The sequence below is a fragment of the Streptomyces sp. NPDC027185 genome, from assembly GCF_055567035.1.
This window is the reverse complement of the sequence record NZ_JBVHRF010000005.1, coordinates 342,368-356,468: the sequence shown is the minus strand read 5'-3', so window position 1 is coordinate 356,468 and position 14,101 is coordinate 342,368. Positions and strand designations below refer to the sequence as shown.

The following is a 14,101-nucleotide window of genomic DNA, read 5'->3' as shown; positions in this document are numbered from 1 at the left end:
CCCCTTTTGCGTTGAGGGTGAACCGCTTGCGCTCGCCCGTGGCCTCGTCGACGCGCTTGTCGTTCACCCGCGGCGCCTTCACCTCGACCACGCCGGCCGCGGTGGTGACCTTCCGGGGCTGGTGATAGCCGTTGCGGACCACCAGACGCCGCCCCTTGTCGTCGCCCTCTTTGGCCAACTGGGATTCGTTGACTTCGGCCTCCAGAGCGACAGCCAGCATCTGCCGAGCGCCTTCCCGAACAACCTCATGCCCGGTGTCCACACCGAGATGGTCTTCACGACGCCCCTGGCCCGATGGTGACGATGACGAACGTGATCACGGTGATGACGGCGGTCCATCCGCCGGCCGCCCAGTACCTCGCCGACGCCTACAAGTCGCTGCTGGAGCAGGAGCTTCCGGACGGCTGGGACTGGCAGTGGGTGATCCAGGAGGACGGCGAGACGGACGAGGTCCGCCCGCAGGTGCCCGACGACCCGCGCATCAGCTTCGGCCAGGGCCGCCACGGCCGCGCCGCGATGGCCCGCACCCTCGCGCTCTCCCGGGCGAAGGGCGAGTACATCCGCGTCCTGGACGCCGACGACATGCTGACGCCCGGCTCCCTGGCCCGCGACGTGAAGGCCCTCACCGCTGATCCGGCGATCGGCTGGGCCACGTCCCGCGTCCTCGACCTGATGCCCGACGGCTTTACCGTCGGCTTCGACCAGGATCCGCCGGAGGGCGTCATCGAGCGGGGCGCCGTCCTGGAGCACTGGGAGGAGCACAACTTCCGCACGCAGGTGCATCCGGCGACTCTGTGCGTCCGCCGGGGTCTACTTCTGGCGCTCGGTGGCTGGATGGCTCTGCCTGCTTCTGAAGACACCGGGCTTCTGCTGGCGTTGAGTGCGGTGGCCCGAGGCTGGTTCTCCGCGGAGACCGGGCTGCTCTACCGGAAGTGGCCGGGGCAGGTGACGAGCCAGGCGGCGCACGTTGACGAGCGTGAGCGGGAGGCCCGGTTCGCGGTGGTGCAGGCGCGGGCTCGGGCGTTGGCGGCTATGGGGAACTGGCGGTTCGGAGGCTGACGCGTAGCGGCACGTCGTCAAAGGGGCTCACCGCGACGGTGAGCCCCTTTGACGTGGTAGCAAGGTGAGGCCCTGCCAGGTGAGCCAGGAGCATGTTCGGAGCGCACAGCGACGAAGGCTGGCTGATCCAGGTGTGCCGCGCGGTGAGAGGTTGAGCCGATCTGGCGTGAATGGTGACGGACGCCGTTGTCTGGCGGGACGCAAGGTGCGGCTGGGCGGGATGCAACGATGTACGCATTCCCCGGTGGGTCGATTTTCGGGACGGCATTGACCTGGCCGGGAGATCGGCGGTGGCTGTGTAGGCGGTATGAGGTGCTGCCTTCCGCTCTCGTGTCAGCTGCCCGGGGTGATCCGGCGCAACTCACGCCGGAAGCGAATCGACTTGACCAGGGATCGGACGCCGAAGGCAAGCGTGCCGACTCCCGCGAGGGCCCCGACGGCTGCGAGGGCGGCATCGAGCTTGCGGTAGGCGATGCCGAAGAAGAGGAGCACGGCACCGAAAATCAGCGACTGGAAGAAGGCCCTGGTGCTGTTGTGGACGCGAACGGTCAGAACACGCTGCGTGTGGTTGAGGTCGGGGTCGAGCGCCTTGTGCGGATCGCCTCTGTATGCCCAGCCCACGTTCATCCGAGGCATTGGTTCTTCGGTCTGCTGACCGGGCTGCTGGTAAGGGTCATTGCCCACGTGCTCGCCCTGACCGTGCTTGGCCGACGACATGGCTACCCTCCCTAACCTGCCGCAGATCTCCGGCGCGGAGTCTGCCACACAAGCTCCGCGAGTGCGAGGGCCCGCGATTACGTGACGACCAGAGTGTGGCCAGTTTTCCAGGGCGCTGCGATGCAGAGTTGATACCGTGGAATCGAAACTCCCTGGCCAAGTCGGCGCGGCGAATAGCCGAGGGAATTCGGGGAGGCGCTTGGGGCCACAGGTCGTCGCGCTTTCTGAAAATGGCTCTTTTTGTGGGCGACGGAGACCGGAACCGTTGCCTGATAAGCCAAGGGTCAAGTTCCGCAAGATATCGAGCCGGGGGGCAGGATGGAATTTCGCGTCGAGCCTGACGACATAAGCAGCTTCGGGAAGTTGGTCGACCGGGCGGAGCATGACATGCTCGCGGGTGGAGAATTCCTGCGTAGCAATGTGAAGATCGAAACTTCTGGGGGCGCAGAAGGGATCTGGAGCAAGATCGTCGCCCTGTACAAGGACCATGTTGATCTCGCAGATAAGGCGCTCAAGGGGTATGGAGGGATACTGAATTCCTCCAGCAGAGAACTGATCAGGTCCGCACAGTACTACAGGGACACCGACACCCAAGAGGCTGCCGCAGTAGACATGGTCGACGGCGGAGGAGGTCGAGGAGCCCCGCCCGGAACCGGCCTCACTGCCGGAATGGACATCTTCGGAAAAGGATTCAACGACCGCGTTGATGCGCGGTCACGCCTTGAAGCGGACCCCGAACCAGGCTTCATCCAGTCCCGGTACGATCTCGTCATCAAACCCCGTATTGACGGTATCGTCGACAACCCCAATGGCGCCCTGGGGGTAATCGGGGAACTCGTCGGCGACGTCCTGGACTTGACCAGCCCTTCCGCTTTGGTTAACGAAGGGCTCAAGCTGGCCTTCGGCTGGGATCTTTTCGGTGAACTGGCGAACTGTGTTGCCGGTGACTGGGGAACATTCAGCGAATGCGCCAAAGCCTGGGGAAAGCTGGGGGAACTGTGCTCAGCCATCTCCACGAATGTTTCGTTTGGAAACGATCTCTTGACTCTGACGTGGCAGGGGCAAGCGGCTGACGTTGCATGGGACTACTTCCATGCAATAGCGGAAAAGCTCGAAAAGGCTCAGGAGACTTTCAAAAAGCTCGACGAGAGCTACGCCAAGATCGGCGCCGAAATCGCATCGTTCGTCAACATGCTCAAGGCTGCGATATCGACGATCTCCGACCTGGCTCTTATGGCCGCCCTGGAAGCAGCCGCCGGCACCGCCTCCGGGGTTACCGGCGTGGGGCTCGTCGTCACCGCTGCTGCCGCCGCTGACATCGGGCTCAAGGTCGCCAAGATGATCCAGCTGTCGGACGAAATCGCGACCGCGCTGACCGGCCTCTACCTGACCCTCCAGGGCGCGCAGGCTTCAGGCCAGTCCGAGGTGCTCGCAGCTCTCTCCGCGATCAAGTCGTTCCCCGTCCCCAAGGAAAGCTACGACAACACCGGCGCGACCGCAGTGTAGCGCCGCCTCTGCATCTCCCGGGCCCTTGAGGTCAGGGCGCCCCTTGTCGTGCGCATAACGATGTGCACGACAAGGGGCGCAGGCGCAGAAAAATGATCCGATAGCCACGAACTCCCGTTACAGGCACCAGCCTTGCCCGCCGTGCTTGGGCCCCGTACGAGTCCCTCGGTCCTCCCGTTGCGCCTCTCGCTGCTCTTTCGCTATTTCTTGGCGCTCTTCCTCAAGGCGGCGTTCGCCCTCTGCGGCGAGGTTCTGACGTTCACTGTCGGAGGTTTCATCCCACTTCCCCTTGAAGGGCTGCATGCCTGTCACCAGCGCCTCGGAGTAGGCCGAGATTTTTGTTGCCTCCCGCAGCCCGACGCGACCGGACAGAACCTCTTGAGCCATCTCCTTCAGCGTGTCCCCTGCCCCGCCTTCCGCAAGGCGCTCAAGTGCCTTGCGCAAGATGCGTGCCTGCGCCGGGTCTTTGGCGATGTCCATGAACTCGGAGTCATCAACTTGCTTTTCTGAACCAGGACGTTCAGCCACGTTTCTTCCTCCGGTGAAGTGTTCGAATTCCGTGCGGGGTGAGCCCGGCAGTGACGCCCTCCGAACATACAAGTACGGCGCCACTGGTCTCCTGCGGCTGGTTCCCTGCGGAGACCGGGCTGCTCTATCGGGATGGCTTGGGCAGGTGGCGAGCCAGTCGGCGCACGCCGATGAGCGGGAGCGGGAGGTCCGGTTCGCAGTGGTGCGGGTGCGGGCTCGGGCGCCGGCGGCCATGTCGAGCTACGGTCAGAAGGCTGACGGTAACGGTTCCGGCATCGATAGAGGGGCTCGCCGTGCTGGCGGGCCCCTTTGCCGATCCCCTTCGCTGGAGCCCTTGAAGGGGAAAGTTGCTGGCAGTCGTGGCGGTGACGTAACGAGGCCACTGTCTGGTGCGCTCAGAGGCTGGCTCGCCTTCAGAGCACGTGGTGAGGGAGGCTGGGTGGCTCGGTGCATCCGCGTAGTGGAGAGGGCAAGCCGAGTCGGCCCGAAGGGTGACCGACGCCATGTTTCAAACGGGCTCCTGAGGCCTGGCCGCGGCAGTACCGTTGCCCTTTGACGCGTAAACAAGGGGGTCAACTTCCGTGAGTCTTCCGGAGTTTGCTAACGACGTTGCTGCCGGAGCAGCGGGCATCTTGGTCAGCGGAGCTTTCACCGGTGGAGCCGTCTGGTTCCGTACGAAGGTGCGCGAGCTCGCGCACCGCGGCACGCTCGCCGAACAAGACGCCATGATCGCCGTTCTCGATGACAAGAACGTCACTCCGGAGGAGCTCTCGCGCCGCTTGGCCCTCCTGATCCAGCGGCACCTTGCCGAGCATCCCGAGGCGAGCGGCGAGTTCAAGTCTCTGGCCCAAGCTAGGTCCACGATCTACAACCAGACCAACAGCGGCAGTGGCATGTTTATCAACGGTGACAACCACGGTGGCCTGACTATCAATCAGGGCGGGCCTGCAGCGTGACTGAGCACCCATCCGAGGAGAAGGTCGTCAACCAGACGAACAGCGGCTCGGGCCTGTTCGTGAATGGCAGCGTCTTCGGAAACATCATCCAGCACCTCGTGCCGACACAGCGCCAGCGCACGTCTACCACCGAGAAGAGAAAGGGTGGCCGCGGTGTGCCCGATGACGACTACGACAATGCGCTCGGCTACCTGCTGGATGTAGCATTCGTGAGCCTCGTGTGTGGAATGGGCGTTGCCTACTATGTCCTCGGAGTGCGCTGGGCCCACGACTTTCCGGCTCCCAAGACCTCGCATAGATGGGTCTTCGGGTTCCTGTTCATCGTGGCTTTCTTCGCATGCATCGCGGCGTTCCTGGCACGGGCCACGCAGGCTCTCGAATTGTGGGCAGCACAGTGCGCCGACATCACAGAGGAAACCCAACTACGGGCTCTGACCTATCTGCCTGCGGGTGTTACCCGGGCCCTGGCGGCATTGGCCTCTGTGACGGCGATGATGGCCGGTCTGATAGCCGTTTTCTACGCTTGGGGGGAGTTCGGGAGCAACGTTCAAGAACGGGCGAATATCGCGCGCAATAACGCTGCCGTGGAGGCCGTACGCGCCCGTGCTGCGACGCGACGGTAGGAGCGTCGCAACGTATAAGGGTGGCAACCGCGAAAACCCTCCCGGCCTGCGGCTTCATGGGTGCGCTATGGAGACGGTAGAGGGGCGATGGGGCCGTGATGCTGTGGATCGGAAGCCATCACTCCAGAGTGTCCGCATCCATCCGCGAGAACACCAACTCGCTCTCCTCCACGACCGGCCCTGACCGCCGAACCGGCGCCTGGAACCCCCGCCGCAGCGCCCCCGGATAGCTCCCCACCGCCTAGTCATTGGCCATTCGGTACACGCGGAACCTCCGACTCGTGAAGGCCCCCAGAAGCTCATCCGCCGAGAACCCTAGCTCCGTCATCCGCTGCGGCGTGACCTCCACGGCCAGTTCGGCATCCCGCCGGAGCCGGTCCAGGACCGGCTCCAAGCTCCGGACCACCGCACCCTCCGCCCCCTCAACATCGATCTTGATGACGCGGGTGCGGGCGATCTCGTCCGACGTCAGCACATCAGGCAGCAGCCGGGCCCGCGCCTCGAACGTCGACTCCGCCTCGCCCGCGTACGGCACGACTCTGTTCGCCCCCATGTTGTGTGAGCTGGCGCGACGGGGTTACGTGCCGGCGCGCATTTTCCGTACCCGTCCCGAAAGGAAGCCATGAACACTCGTCCTGTGCCGGACGGCGGTCCGCAGCGGGTCCCCGGGACGGCCTCGGGGGTGGCGGGGCCGGCGGCTTCGGAGGAGGGGCCGGTGCCCGTGCCGTTCGATCCGGAGGCGGCGGGGGTGCTCGGCGGGTTGGCGGGGCTGCGGGCCGCTGAGCCCGCGTCGCCCGGGGAGGTGCCGCGGTGGCGGGCGCGGCTTGCCGGGATCGCGCCTGATCCGACGGTGGAGGAGCTGCGGGAGGGCGGGCGGTTCGAGGTGGTGGAGCGGGCGGTTCCGGGGCCGGTGGGGGCGCCGGAGGTGCCGTTGCTGATCGCGCGTCCGGTGGGGCTGTCCGAGGGTGCGCCCGTCGTCTACCACCTGCACGGCGGCGGCATGATCAGCGGGACGGAGCGTACGGGGGTGGCCGGGATTCTGCGGGAGTGGGCGGTGCCTCTCGGGCTCGTCGTGGTGTCCGCCGGCTACCGGTTGGCGCCGGAGCATCCGTATCCGGCGGGCGTCGAGGACTGTTACGCGGGGCTGGTGTGGGTGGCGCGGCACGCCGCGGAAGTCGGCGGCGATCCGGGGCGGATCGTGGTGGCGGGTGGCAGCGCGGGCGGTGGGCTGGCCGTGGCCGTCGCGCTGATGGCGCGTGACCGGGGCGGGCCGCGTCTCGCCGGGCAGTTGGCGATGTGCCCCATGGTCGACGACCGCGACACCTTCTCCGCCCGGCAGATGGCCGGTCGCGGTCTGTGGGACCGGCGTGCCAACGGGGCCGGCTGGGCGTCGCTGCTCGGTGAGGCGCGGGGCACGGAGCGGGTGCCGCCGTACGCGGCGCCCGCCCGCGCCGCCGATCTGTCCGGTCTGCCGCCGGCCTACATCGACGCCGGTGGCGCCGAGACCTACCGCGACGAGGCCGTCGCCTACGCGTCGGGTCTCTGGCAGGCCGGCGGCGATGCCGAACTCCACGTCTGGTCGGGCGGGTTCCACGGATTCGACCAGATCGCGCCCGACGCCGCCGTCGCCCGCGACGCCCGCGAGGCCCGGGTCCGCTGGCTGCGCCGTATCCTCGCCCGCTGAACGCGCACGGGCCCCGCGCCCTGCCGCCTTCGGCGAGCACGCCGTGGCGGTGGGCACGCTGTGGCGGTGGGCACGGTGAACGCGGTGCTGAGGGCGGGTGGCGCCGCGGGCGGGGAGGGATGTCAGTGGTGGATGCGATGCTGCGTTCATGACCGATACGACGACGGCCGCCGACTACGCCTGGCTGCGTGAGCGGTACGAAGAGTTGATGGAGGCGTACTGCGTCACCCTGATCCACGGGCTCGCTCCCCAAGAGGTGCTGCGGGCACTCGGTGCGGGGCCCGCGCCGGGGGTGACGGGGGTCGCGGCGCTGAGCGAGCCGGCGTACGAAGCGGGTGATGAGGAGCGGTTGTTGCTGGGGGTCGCCGCGGTCGGTGAGTGGTCGCTGATGGTCGAGTACAACGGCTATCTGGGCGTCACGGACGAGGCGGTGCTGCCGCTGTCGCGGGGGCGGACGGTGGTCTCGCACTTCCGTAACGTCAACGCGGTGGACCATTTCTCCTGGTATCGGGACGGTGCGATACGGCTGCACTTCGAGCCGCTCTTCGCCCACGATCGCGACGGCACGCATCCGGACGAACTCGTCGACGCCATGCGGGAGTCGGGGTTCGACCTCAGTGACGCGGAGGACCGCGACATCGGTGGCCACACCGAAGCCGCCTTCGCGCTCGCCCATCGCCTCACCGGTGTGCGGCTCTCCCCGGAGCTGTTCGAGCGGGCGGAGTTCAGCTGCGGGTCGGTGCCGATGCCCGGGATGTAGCGCCGTTCGCGGCGGAACAGGCGGAGGGGGACGCGCCGTTGCCGGGGGCCGGCGTGGCTCATCCGGACTGTGCGGGACGGCCCATGAAGCCGCGTTCGGCGAGCGGGGGGAAGCCGTGCCGGTCGCGGGCGCCCTCGTCGAAGTCGTCGAGGAAGCCGTGCAGGGCCTCGGCGAGGTGCGGGAGGGAGTCGACGGCGAAGAGGACCTGTTGGTAGCCGGCCACCTGGTACGGGAGGCGGACGAGGTCGGGGAGGCGGAAGGGGCGGATATCGGCCCGGGGGAAGTGGGCCAGTTCGCCGGAGGAGGAGAGGAGGGCGGCGCCGTACGCCTTCGGGCGGCCGTCCTCCAGGGCGACACCGTATTCGAGGGTGAACCAGTAGACGCGGCTGATCAGGTCCAGGGCGTCGGCGGAGGTCACCCGGGCGGCGGCGCGGCCCACGGTGCGGTAGAGGTCGGCGAACCAGGGGTCGGAGAGGTGGATGCCGTGGCCGAAGACGTCGTGGAGGATGTCGGGTTCCGGGGTGTAGAGCGGCATCGCGGGGTGGCGGACGTACTGCACGGCGTGGAAATAGCCGTCGGCCATGGCGCCCAGGAACCGTTTGTTCGGGACGATGCCGCCGGCGAGGGTGAAGCGGAAGCCGGTCAGCGGCTCCAGCCGGTCGGAGATCTCCTCGTGCTGCGGGACGCGGTCGGCGGGGATGGGGGCCGTGCCGCGTGCCCGTAGGACCTCCCGGCACACGCGGCCCTGCTGTGCCTCGGTGAGGGCGGCGTGCACGGTGCGCCAGGTCGCGTGCTCGGCCTCGTCGTACGCGACCGGGGGCGAGGGGGCGCCGACACGGTGGCCCTCGGCCGCGGCAGTGATCGCGTTGCGGCGGCGGAGGTAGCCGGGATCGGCGAAGGAGGGGTGGTCCTCGGCGCGTCCGAGGCGCGTGCCCTGCGGGTCCAGCGGGGTCCCGTTCAGCCAGTCGATCACGGCGGTCATCCTCCGCCTCCCTGGAGGGCCGGGCAACGACCGCGTGCCGCGTGCCGCTGGGGAGTGCCGTGATGCGGTGAGCGCCCGCCCGGAGGGGCGCGGGCCCTGCCGCCGTGGGGCCCCGCCGCTGTGAGGGCCGGGCGCACGGTGGGGGCCGAGCGCACGGTGGGGGCCGAGCGCACGGTGGGGCGGTGCCGCGGCCGGGCCGGCTGTTTCCGGTCCCGGTCGGTTGTCAGTGGTCCGTGCGAGGCTGAAGCCATGACGTTGGAGGAGCTCGTGCGGCTGCGGCGGGTGCGGGATCTGGTGGACCGGGAGTATGCCGGGCCACTGGACGTGCCGGCCCTGGCGCGGGCCGCGCTGATGTCGCCGGGGCACTTCTCGCGGAGCTTCCGGGCCGCCTTCGGGGAGACGCCGTACGGGTATGTCATGACGCGGCGGATCGAGCGGGCGAAGGCGCTGCTGCGGCGGGGGGATCTGTCGGTGACGGAGGTCTGTTTCGCGGTCGGCTGCACCTCGCTCGGGTCGTTCAGCTCGCGCTTCACGGAGCTGGTGGGGGAGAGCCCGAGCGCCTACCGGGCCCGCGATCACACACCGGGGGAGGCGGTACCGCCCTGTCTGGCGAAGATCTTCACGCGGCCGGTGCGGGCCGGCCGGGCCGCCGGGGTCGGGGCCGGGGGCGCGGGCGAGCCCGTCACGAATGGAGAAGCGGATGTGCGCGGTGGACCGTAGCGTCGGGCGTATGGACATCACGCTTTCGCAGTGCTTCATCGCGGTCGACGATCATGAGCGGGCGCTCGGTTTCTACCGGGACGTGCTCGGGCTGGAGGTGCGTAACGACGTCGGGTTCGAGGGGATGCGGTGGGTGACGGTCGGGTCGCCGTCGCAGCCGGGGGTGAACATCGTCCTCGAACCGCCGCTCGCCGATCCGAACGCCTCGCCCGCCGACCGGCAGGCCATGGCGGAGCTGCTGGCCAAGGGGCTGCTGCGCGGGGTCATCTTCGCGACCGACGACTGTGACGCCACCTTCGAGCGGATCCGCGCGGCGGGCGGCGAGGTGCTCCAGGAGCCGGTCGACCAGCCGTACGGCGTCCGGGACTGCGCGTTCCGGGATCCGGCGGGGAACATGCTGCGTTTCACCCAGGCGCGGTCGTAGCGGGCGAAGTCGCAGGTCGGGCGGGGTCGGACAGGGTCGGACGAGGTCGGGGCGGTGGAGCGGCCGACCAAGGGAAGCAGAGCGGGCGTGGACGCGGGAGAGGGCACGGGGATGAGCATGAGGACGGGCGCGGGCACGGGCGCGGGCGCGGGTACGGATACGGGCACCGGCGGCGGGCCGGAGGGCGCCGGGCATCTCGCGGACAGCCACGGGATGATCCGGGTGCACGGTGCGCGGGTGAACAACCTCAAGGATGTCGGGATCGAGATCCCCAAGCGGCGGCTCACGGTGTTCACCGGGGTCTCCGGGTCGGGGAAGAGTTCGCTGGTGTTCGACACGATCGCGGCGGAGTCGCAGCGGCTGATCAACGAGACGTACAGCGCGTTCGTCCAGGGCTTCATGCCCAGCCTGGCGCGGCCCGAGGCCGATGTGCTGGACGGGCTGACGACGGTGATCAGCGTCGACCAGCAGCGGATGGGCGCCGATCCGCGCTCCACGGTCGGCACCGTCACCGATGTCAACGCGATGCTGCGTATCCTCTTCAGCCGGCTGGCGACGCCGTACGTCGGGCCGCCCGGGGCGTTCGCGTTCAATGTGCCGTCGGTGTCGGCGGCGGGCGCGATCACGGTGGGCAACGGCAAGAAGGAGAAGGTCACCTTCAACAAGGTGGGCGGCATGTGTCCGGACTGCGAGGGCCGCGGCTCGGTCTCCGACCTCGATCCGGCGCAGCTCTACGACGCCACGAAATCGATCAACGAGGGTGCCTTCACCATCCCCGGCTACACCGGCGGCGGCTGGAACTCCCGCCTCTACGCGGAGTCCGGGTTCTTCGACCCGGACCGGCCGATCGAGAAGTTCACGGAGCGGGAGCTTCACGATCTGCTGCACCACGAGCCGGTGCGGATGAAGATCGCCGGGATCAACATGACCTACGAGGGGCTGATCCCGCGCATCCGCAAGTCGATGCTGGCCAAGGACAAGGAGGCGATGCAGCCGCACATCCGGGCGTTCGTGGAGCGGGCGGTGACGTTCACGCCGTGCCCCGGGTGCGACGGGACACGGCTCGCCGCGCACGCGCGCTCCGCGACGATCGGGGACGTCTCGATCGCGGACGTCTGCCGGAGGGAGATCCGCGATGTGGCGGAGTGGGTGCGCGGACTCGACGAGCCGTCCGTCGCCCCGCTGCTGACCGCGCTGCGGCAGACCCTCGACTCCTTCACCGAGATCGGCCTCGGGTACCTCTCCCTGGACCGGCCCGCGGGCACGCTGTCCGGCGGTGAGGCGCAGCGCGTCAAGATGATCCGCCACCTCGGATCGTCGCTCACCGACGTCACGTACGTCTTCGACGAGCCGACCGCCGGGCTGCATCCGCACGACATCCGGCGGATGAACGGGCTGCTGCTGCGGCTGCGCGACAAGGGCAACACCGTGCTGGTCGTCGAGCACAAGCCGGAGGTCATCGAGATCGCCGACCACGTCGTGGACCTGGGGCCGGGGGCCGGTACGGCCGGTGGCACGGTCTGTTTCGAGGGGGACGTGGCGGGGCTGCGCGGCAGCGACACCGTCACCGGGCGCCATCTCGGGGACCGCGCCGCGCTGAAGGAGGCGGTGCGGGAGCCGGACGGGGTGCTGGAGATCCGCGGTGCGCGCGCCAACAACCTCCAGGACGTGGACGTCGATCTTCCGCTCGGGGTACTCACGGTGATCACCGGTGTCGCGGGCTCCGGGAAGAGTTCGCTGGTGCACGGCTCGATACCGGAGGAGCGGGGCGTCGTCTTCGTCGACCAGAGCCCGATCCGCGGATCGCGGCGGAGCAACCCGGCGACGTACACCGGGCTGCTCGACCCGATCCGTAAGGCGTTCGCCAAGGCCAACGGTGTGAAACCGGCGCTGTTCAGCGCCAACTCCGAGGGCGCCTGCCCGACCTGCAACGGCGCCGGGGTGATCTACACCGATCTGGCGATGATGGCCGGGGTCGCCAGCACCTGCGAGGACTGCGAGGGGCGGCGCTTCGACGCCGCGGTGCTCGAATACCGCCTCGGCGGGCGGGACATCGCCGAGGTGCTGGAGCTGCCGGTCGCCGAGGCGCTGGAGTTCTTCGCCGCGGGTCAGGCGCGGATAGCCGCCGCGCACAAGATCCTGGAGCGGCTGGCCGATGTCGGTCTCGGCTACCTCACCCTCGGCCAGCCGCTCACCACGCTCTCCGGTGGCGAACGCCAGCGTCTGAAGCTGGCGACGCACATGGCGGACAAGGGCGGTGTCTACGTCCTCGACGAGCCGACGACCGGGCTGCATCTGGCGGACGTCGAGCAACTCCTCGGACTGCTCGACAGGTTGGTGGATTCCGGCAAGTCCGTGATCGTCATCGAGCACCACCAGGCGGTCATGGCACACGCCGACTGGCTCGTCGATCTGGGCCCCGGCGCGGGCCATGACGGAGGCCGTGTGGTGTTCGAGGGGACGCCCGCCGCGCTGGTCGCCGCGCGTTCCACCGTCACCGGCGAGCATCTGGCGGCGTACGTGGGGGAGTGAGGGAGAGGGCCGGGACCCGGGCTGACCTGCGTCGGAGGCGTCCGGGCGCCGTCTGCGCACCGGGCCGCCCGTGCTTCCGGCCGCCCGTACCCCGGGCGCCTCGGGCTGCCCGCGCATCGGCCCGGACCCCCGCCCGCGCCCGCGCACCGGGCCCCGGCGGCGCCCATCGCCGCACCATGCCCGGCCCACCGGCCCACCGGTCCGGCCCACCGGGGCCCGCCTCCGCTCTGCCCGTGGCGAATCTGCGGCGGGCAGAGAAACGGTGCCCGGGGGGCTCCGGCGGCCAAGAGTGAAGTCGACGGCATTCCCGCTCCGACGAGGAGAACCGATGACTCCACTCGCCACCCTCCCGCCCCGTGCGGCGGACGAGGGCGCACCGCCGAGCCCCTTCGACGACCATCTCGCCACGCAGCTGCTCGCCCGGCGGATCGTCGTCCTCGGCACCGAGGTCGACGACGCGTCGGCCAACCGGGTCTGCGCGCAGCTCCTGCTGCTGTCGGCGGACGATCCGCGCAGCGACATCTGCCTGTACATCAACAGCCCCGGCGGCTCGGTCTCCGCGGGCCTGGCGATCTACGACACCATGACCCTCATCCCGAACGACGTCGCGACGCTGGCGATGGGCTTCGCCGCGAGCATGGGGCAGTTCCTGCTCACGGTGGGGGCGCCGGGCAAGCGGTTCGCGCTGCCGCATGCGCGGATCATGATGCACCAGCCCTCGGCGGGCATCGGCGGCAGCGCCGCGGACATCGCGATCCAGGCGGAGAACCTCCAGTTCACCAAGGACACGATCGCGCGGATCACCGCCGCGCACACCGGACGGAGCGAGGAGACCATCGCCCGCGACAGCGACCGGGACCGCTGGTTCACCGCCGAACAGGCCCGGGAGTACGGGATGGTGGACCGGGTGGCGCAGTCGCTCGCCGACATCACCCCGGTCACGGCCCACCGACGGACGGGGCTCTGACATGGGCGCGTACACGGTTCCCTACGTCACGGAGCGGACCCCGCACGGTGAGCGCTCCTCCGACGTCTTCAGCCGGCTGCTGAACGAGCGGATCATCTTCCTCGGCACCGAGATCGACGACGGGGTCGCCAACGTCGTCATCGCGCAGCTCCTGCATCTGGAGTCGGCGGGTCCGGAGCGTGAGATCTCGCTGTACATCAACTCGCCCGGCGGCTCGTTCACCTCGCTGATGGCGATCTACGACACGATGACGTACGTCCGGGCGCCGATCTCCACCTGCTGTGTCGGGCAGGCGGCGTCGACGGCGGCGGTGCTGCTGGCCGGCGGTGATCCCGGGCGGCGGTTCCTGCTCCGGCACGCGCGGGTGCTGCTCGGCCAGCCGGCCAGCGGCGGTCAGCGGGGCACGGTCTCCGATCTCAGCCTCGCCGCCGAGGAGATGGCCCGCATCCGCGCGCAGGCGGAGGAGGTGCTGTCCCGGCACACCGGCCACGACGTGGCGAAACTCCGCGCCGACCTGGACCGGGACAAGGTGCTCACCGCCGAGGAGGCCGTCGCCTACGGGCTCGCCGACGAGGTGCTGAGCCACCGGCTGCCGTTCACCTGAGCCGTACGGCCGGGACCGGTGCGGGGGTGGCAGCGGGGG

15 protein-coding genes and 1 pseudogene are annotated in these 14,101 nt (G+C 69.1%); 11 read left to right on the top strand and 5 right to left on the bottom strand.

Going from position 1 to position 14,101, the window contains the following annotated elements; all coding sequences use genetic code 11:
- Positions 1–16: 16 nt before the first annotated feature.
- Positions 17–262: pseudogene (locus ACZ4M8_RS18880) on the bottom strand (transposase); the annotation flags it as partial.
- Between the two features lie 41 nt (positions 263–303).
- Here ACZ4M8_RS18880 and ACZ4M8_RS18875 point away from each other — a divergent pair.
- Positions 304–1,059: a glycosyltransferase family 2 protein gene (locus ACZ4M8_RS18875; protein WP_467608693.1), complete on the top strand. Its 756-nt coding sequence runs from the start codon at positions 304–306 to the stop codon at positions 1,057–1,059.
- A 333-nt stretch (positions 1,060–1,392) separates the two neighbouring features.
- On the opposite strand, the gene ACZ4M8_RS18870 is transcribed toward ACZ4M8_RS18875, so the two are convergent.
- Positions 1,393–1,776 carry a hypothetical protein gene (locus tag ACZ4M8_RS18870; protein ID WP_467608690.1) on the bottom strand — a complete coding sequence of 128 codons (384 nt, stop codon included), beginning with the start codon at positions 1,774–1,776 and terminating at the stop codon, positions 1,393–1,395.
- A 318-nt stretch (positions 1,777–2,094) separates the two neighbouring features.
- Between ACZ4M8_RS18870 and ACZ4M8_RS18865 the strand changes: the two genes are divergently transcribed.
- Complete coding sequence (locus ACZ4M8_RS18865) at positions 2,095–3,282, top strand: hypothetical protein (protein WP_467608687.1); 1,188 nt, start codon at positions 2,095–2,097, stop codon at positions 3,280–3,282.
- Between the two features lie 117 nt (positions 3,283–3,399).
- Here ACZ4M8_RS18865 and ACZ4M8_RS18860 read toward each other — a convergent pair whose 3' ends face one another.
- On the bottom strand, positions 3,400–3,810 hold the full coding sequence (locus ACZ4M8_RS18860; protein WP_467608684.1) for a hypothetical protein: 411 nt from the start codon (positions 3,808–3,810) through the stop codon (positions 3,400–3,402).
- Positions 3,811–4,391: 581 nt separating this feature from the next.
- Between ACZ4M8_RS18860 and ACZ4M8_RS18855 the strand changes: the two genes are divergently transcribed.
- Both ACZ4M8_RS18855 and ACZ4M8_RS18850 read left to right on the top strand, forming a co-directional pair.
- A complete protein-coding gene (locus ACZ4M8_RS18855) occupies positions 4,392–4,766 on the top strand; it encodes a hypothetical protein (RefSeq protein WP_467608681.1) in 375 nt (124 codons plus the stop codon).
- Positions 4,763–5,389 carry a hypothetical protein gene (locus ACZ4M8_RS18850; RefSeq protein WP_467608679.1) on the top strand — a complete coding sequence of 209 codons (627 nt, stop codon included), beginning with the start codon at positions 4,763–4,765 and terminating at the stop codon, positions 5,387–5,389. The genes ACZ4M8_RS18855 and ACZ4M8_RS18850 overlap by 4 nt, the downstream gene beginning before the upstream one ends.
- Positions 5,390–5,630: 241 nt before the next feature.
- Here ACZ4M8_RS18850 and ACZ4M8_RS18845 read toward each other — a convergent pair whose 3' ends face one another.
- Positions 5,631–5,942 (bottom strand): FkbM family methyltransferase, encoded by a 312-nt coding sequence (locus ACZ4M8_RS18845; RefSeq protein WP_467608676.1) that lies wholly within the window; start codon positions 5,940–5,942, stop codon positions 5,631–5,633.
- A 168-nt stretch (positions 5,943–6,110) separates the two neighbouring features.
- Between ACZ4M8_RS18845 and ACZ4M8_RS18840 the strand changes: the two genes are divergently transcribed.
- Positions 6,111–7,073, top strand: a complete 963-nt coding sequence (locus tag ACZ4M8_RS18840) for an alpha/beta hydrolase (RefSeq protein ID WP_467609156.1) — start codon at positions 6,111–6,113, stop codon at positions 7,071–7,073.
- Between the two features lie 148 nt (positions 7,074–7,221).
- On the top strand, positions 7,222–7,833 hold the full coding sequence (locus ACZ4M8_RS18835) for a DUF6461 domain-containing protein (RefSeq protein WP_467608674.1): 612 nt from the start codon (positions 7,222–7,224) through the stop codon (positions 7,831–7,833).
- Between the two features lie 58 nt (positions 7,834–7,891).
- Here ACZ4M8_RS18835 and ACZ4M8_RS18830 read toward each other — a convergent pair whose 3' ends face one another.
- Positions 7,892–8,815 carry a phenylalanine 4-monooxygenase gene (locus tag ACZ4M8_RS18830; RefSeq protein ID WP_467608672.1) on the bottom strand — a complete coding sequence of 308 codons (924 nt, stop codon included), beginning with the start codon at positions 8,813–8,815 and terminating at the stop codon, positions 7,892–7,894.
- A 249-nt stretch (positions 8,816–9,064) separates the two neighbouring features.
- Between ACZ4M8_RS18830 and ACZ4M8_RS18825 the strand changes: the two genes are divergently transcribed.
- The 5 genes from ACZ4M8_RS18825 to ACZ4M8_RS18805 all read left to right on the top strand — a co-directional run bounded on the left by ACZ4M8_RS18825 (position 9,065) and on the right by ACZ4M8_RS18805 (position 14,062).
- Positions 9,065–9,535, top strand: a complete 471-nt coding sequence (locus tag ACZ4M8_RS18825; protein ID WP_467608670.1) for a helix-turn-helix transcriptional regulator — start codon at positions 9,065–9,067, stop codon at positions 9,533–9,535.
- A gap of 10 nt (positions 9,536–9,545) precedes the next feature.
- Positions 9,546–9,959, top strand: a complete 414-nt coding sequence (locus tag ACZ4M8_RS18820) for a VOC family protein (protein WP_399088140.1) — start codon at positions 9,546–9,548, stop codon at positions 9,957–9,959.
- A 213-nt stretch (positions 9,960–10,172) separates the two neighbouring features.
- Positions 10,173–12,491 carry an ATP-binding cassette domain-containing protein gene (locus tag ACZ4M8_RS18815; protein ID WP_467609154.1) on the top strand — a complete coding sequence of 773 codons (2,319 nt, stop codon included), beginning with the start codon at positions 10,173–10,175 and terminating at the stop codon, positions 12,489–12,491.
- Between the two features lie 328 nt (positions 12,492–12,819).
- A complete protein-coding gene (locus ACZ4M8_RS18810) occupies positions 12,820–13,458 on the top strand; it encodes a ClpP family protease (RefSeq protein WP_467608665.1) in 639 nt (212 codons plus the stop codon).
- A gap of 1 nt (position 13,459) precedes the next feature.
- Positions 13,460–14,062 (top strand): ClpP family protease, encoded by a 603-nt coding sequence (locus tag ACZ4M8_RS18805; RefSeq protein ID WP_467608661.1) that lies wholly within the window; start codon positions 13,460–13,462, stop codon positions 14,060–14,062.
- The last annotated feature ends 39 nt before the right edge of the window (positions 14,063–14,101 follow it).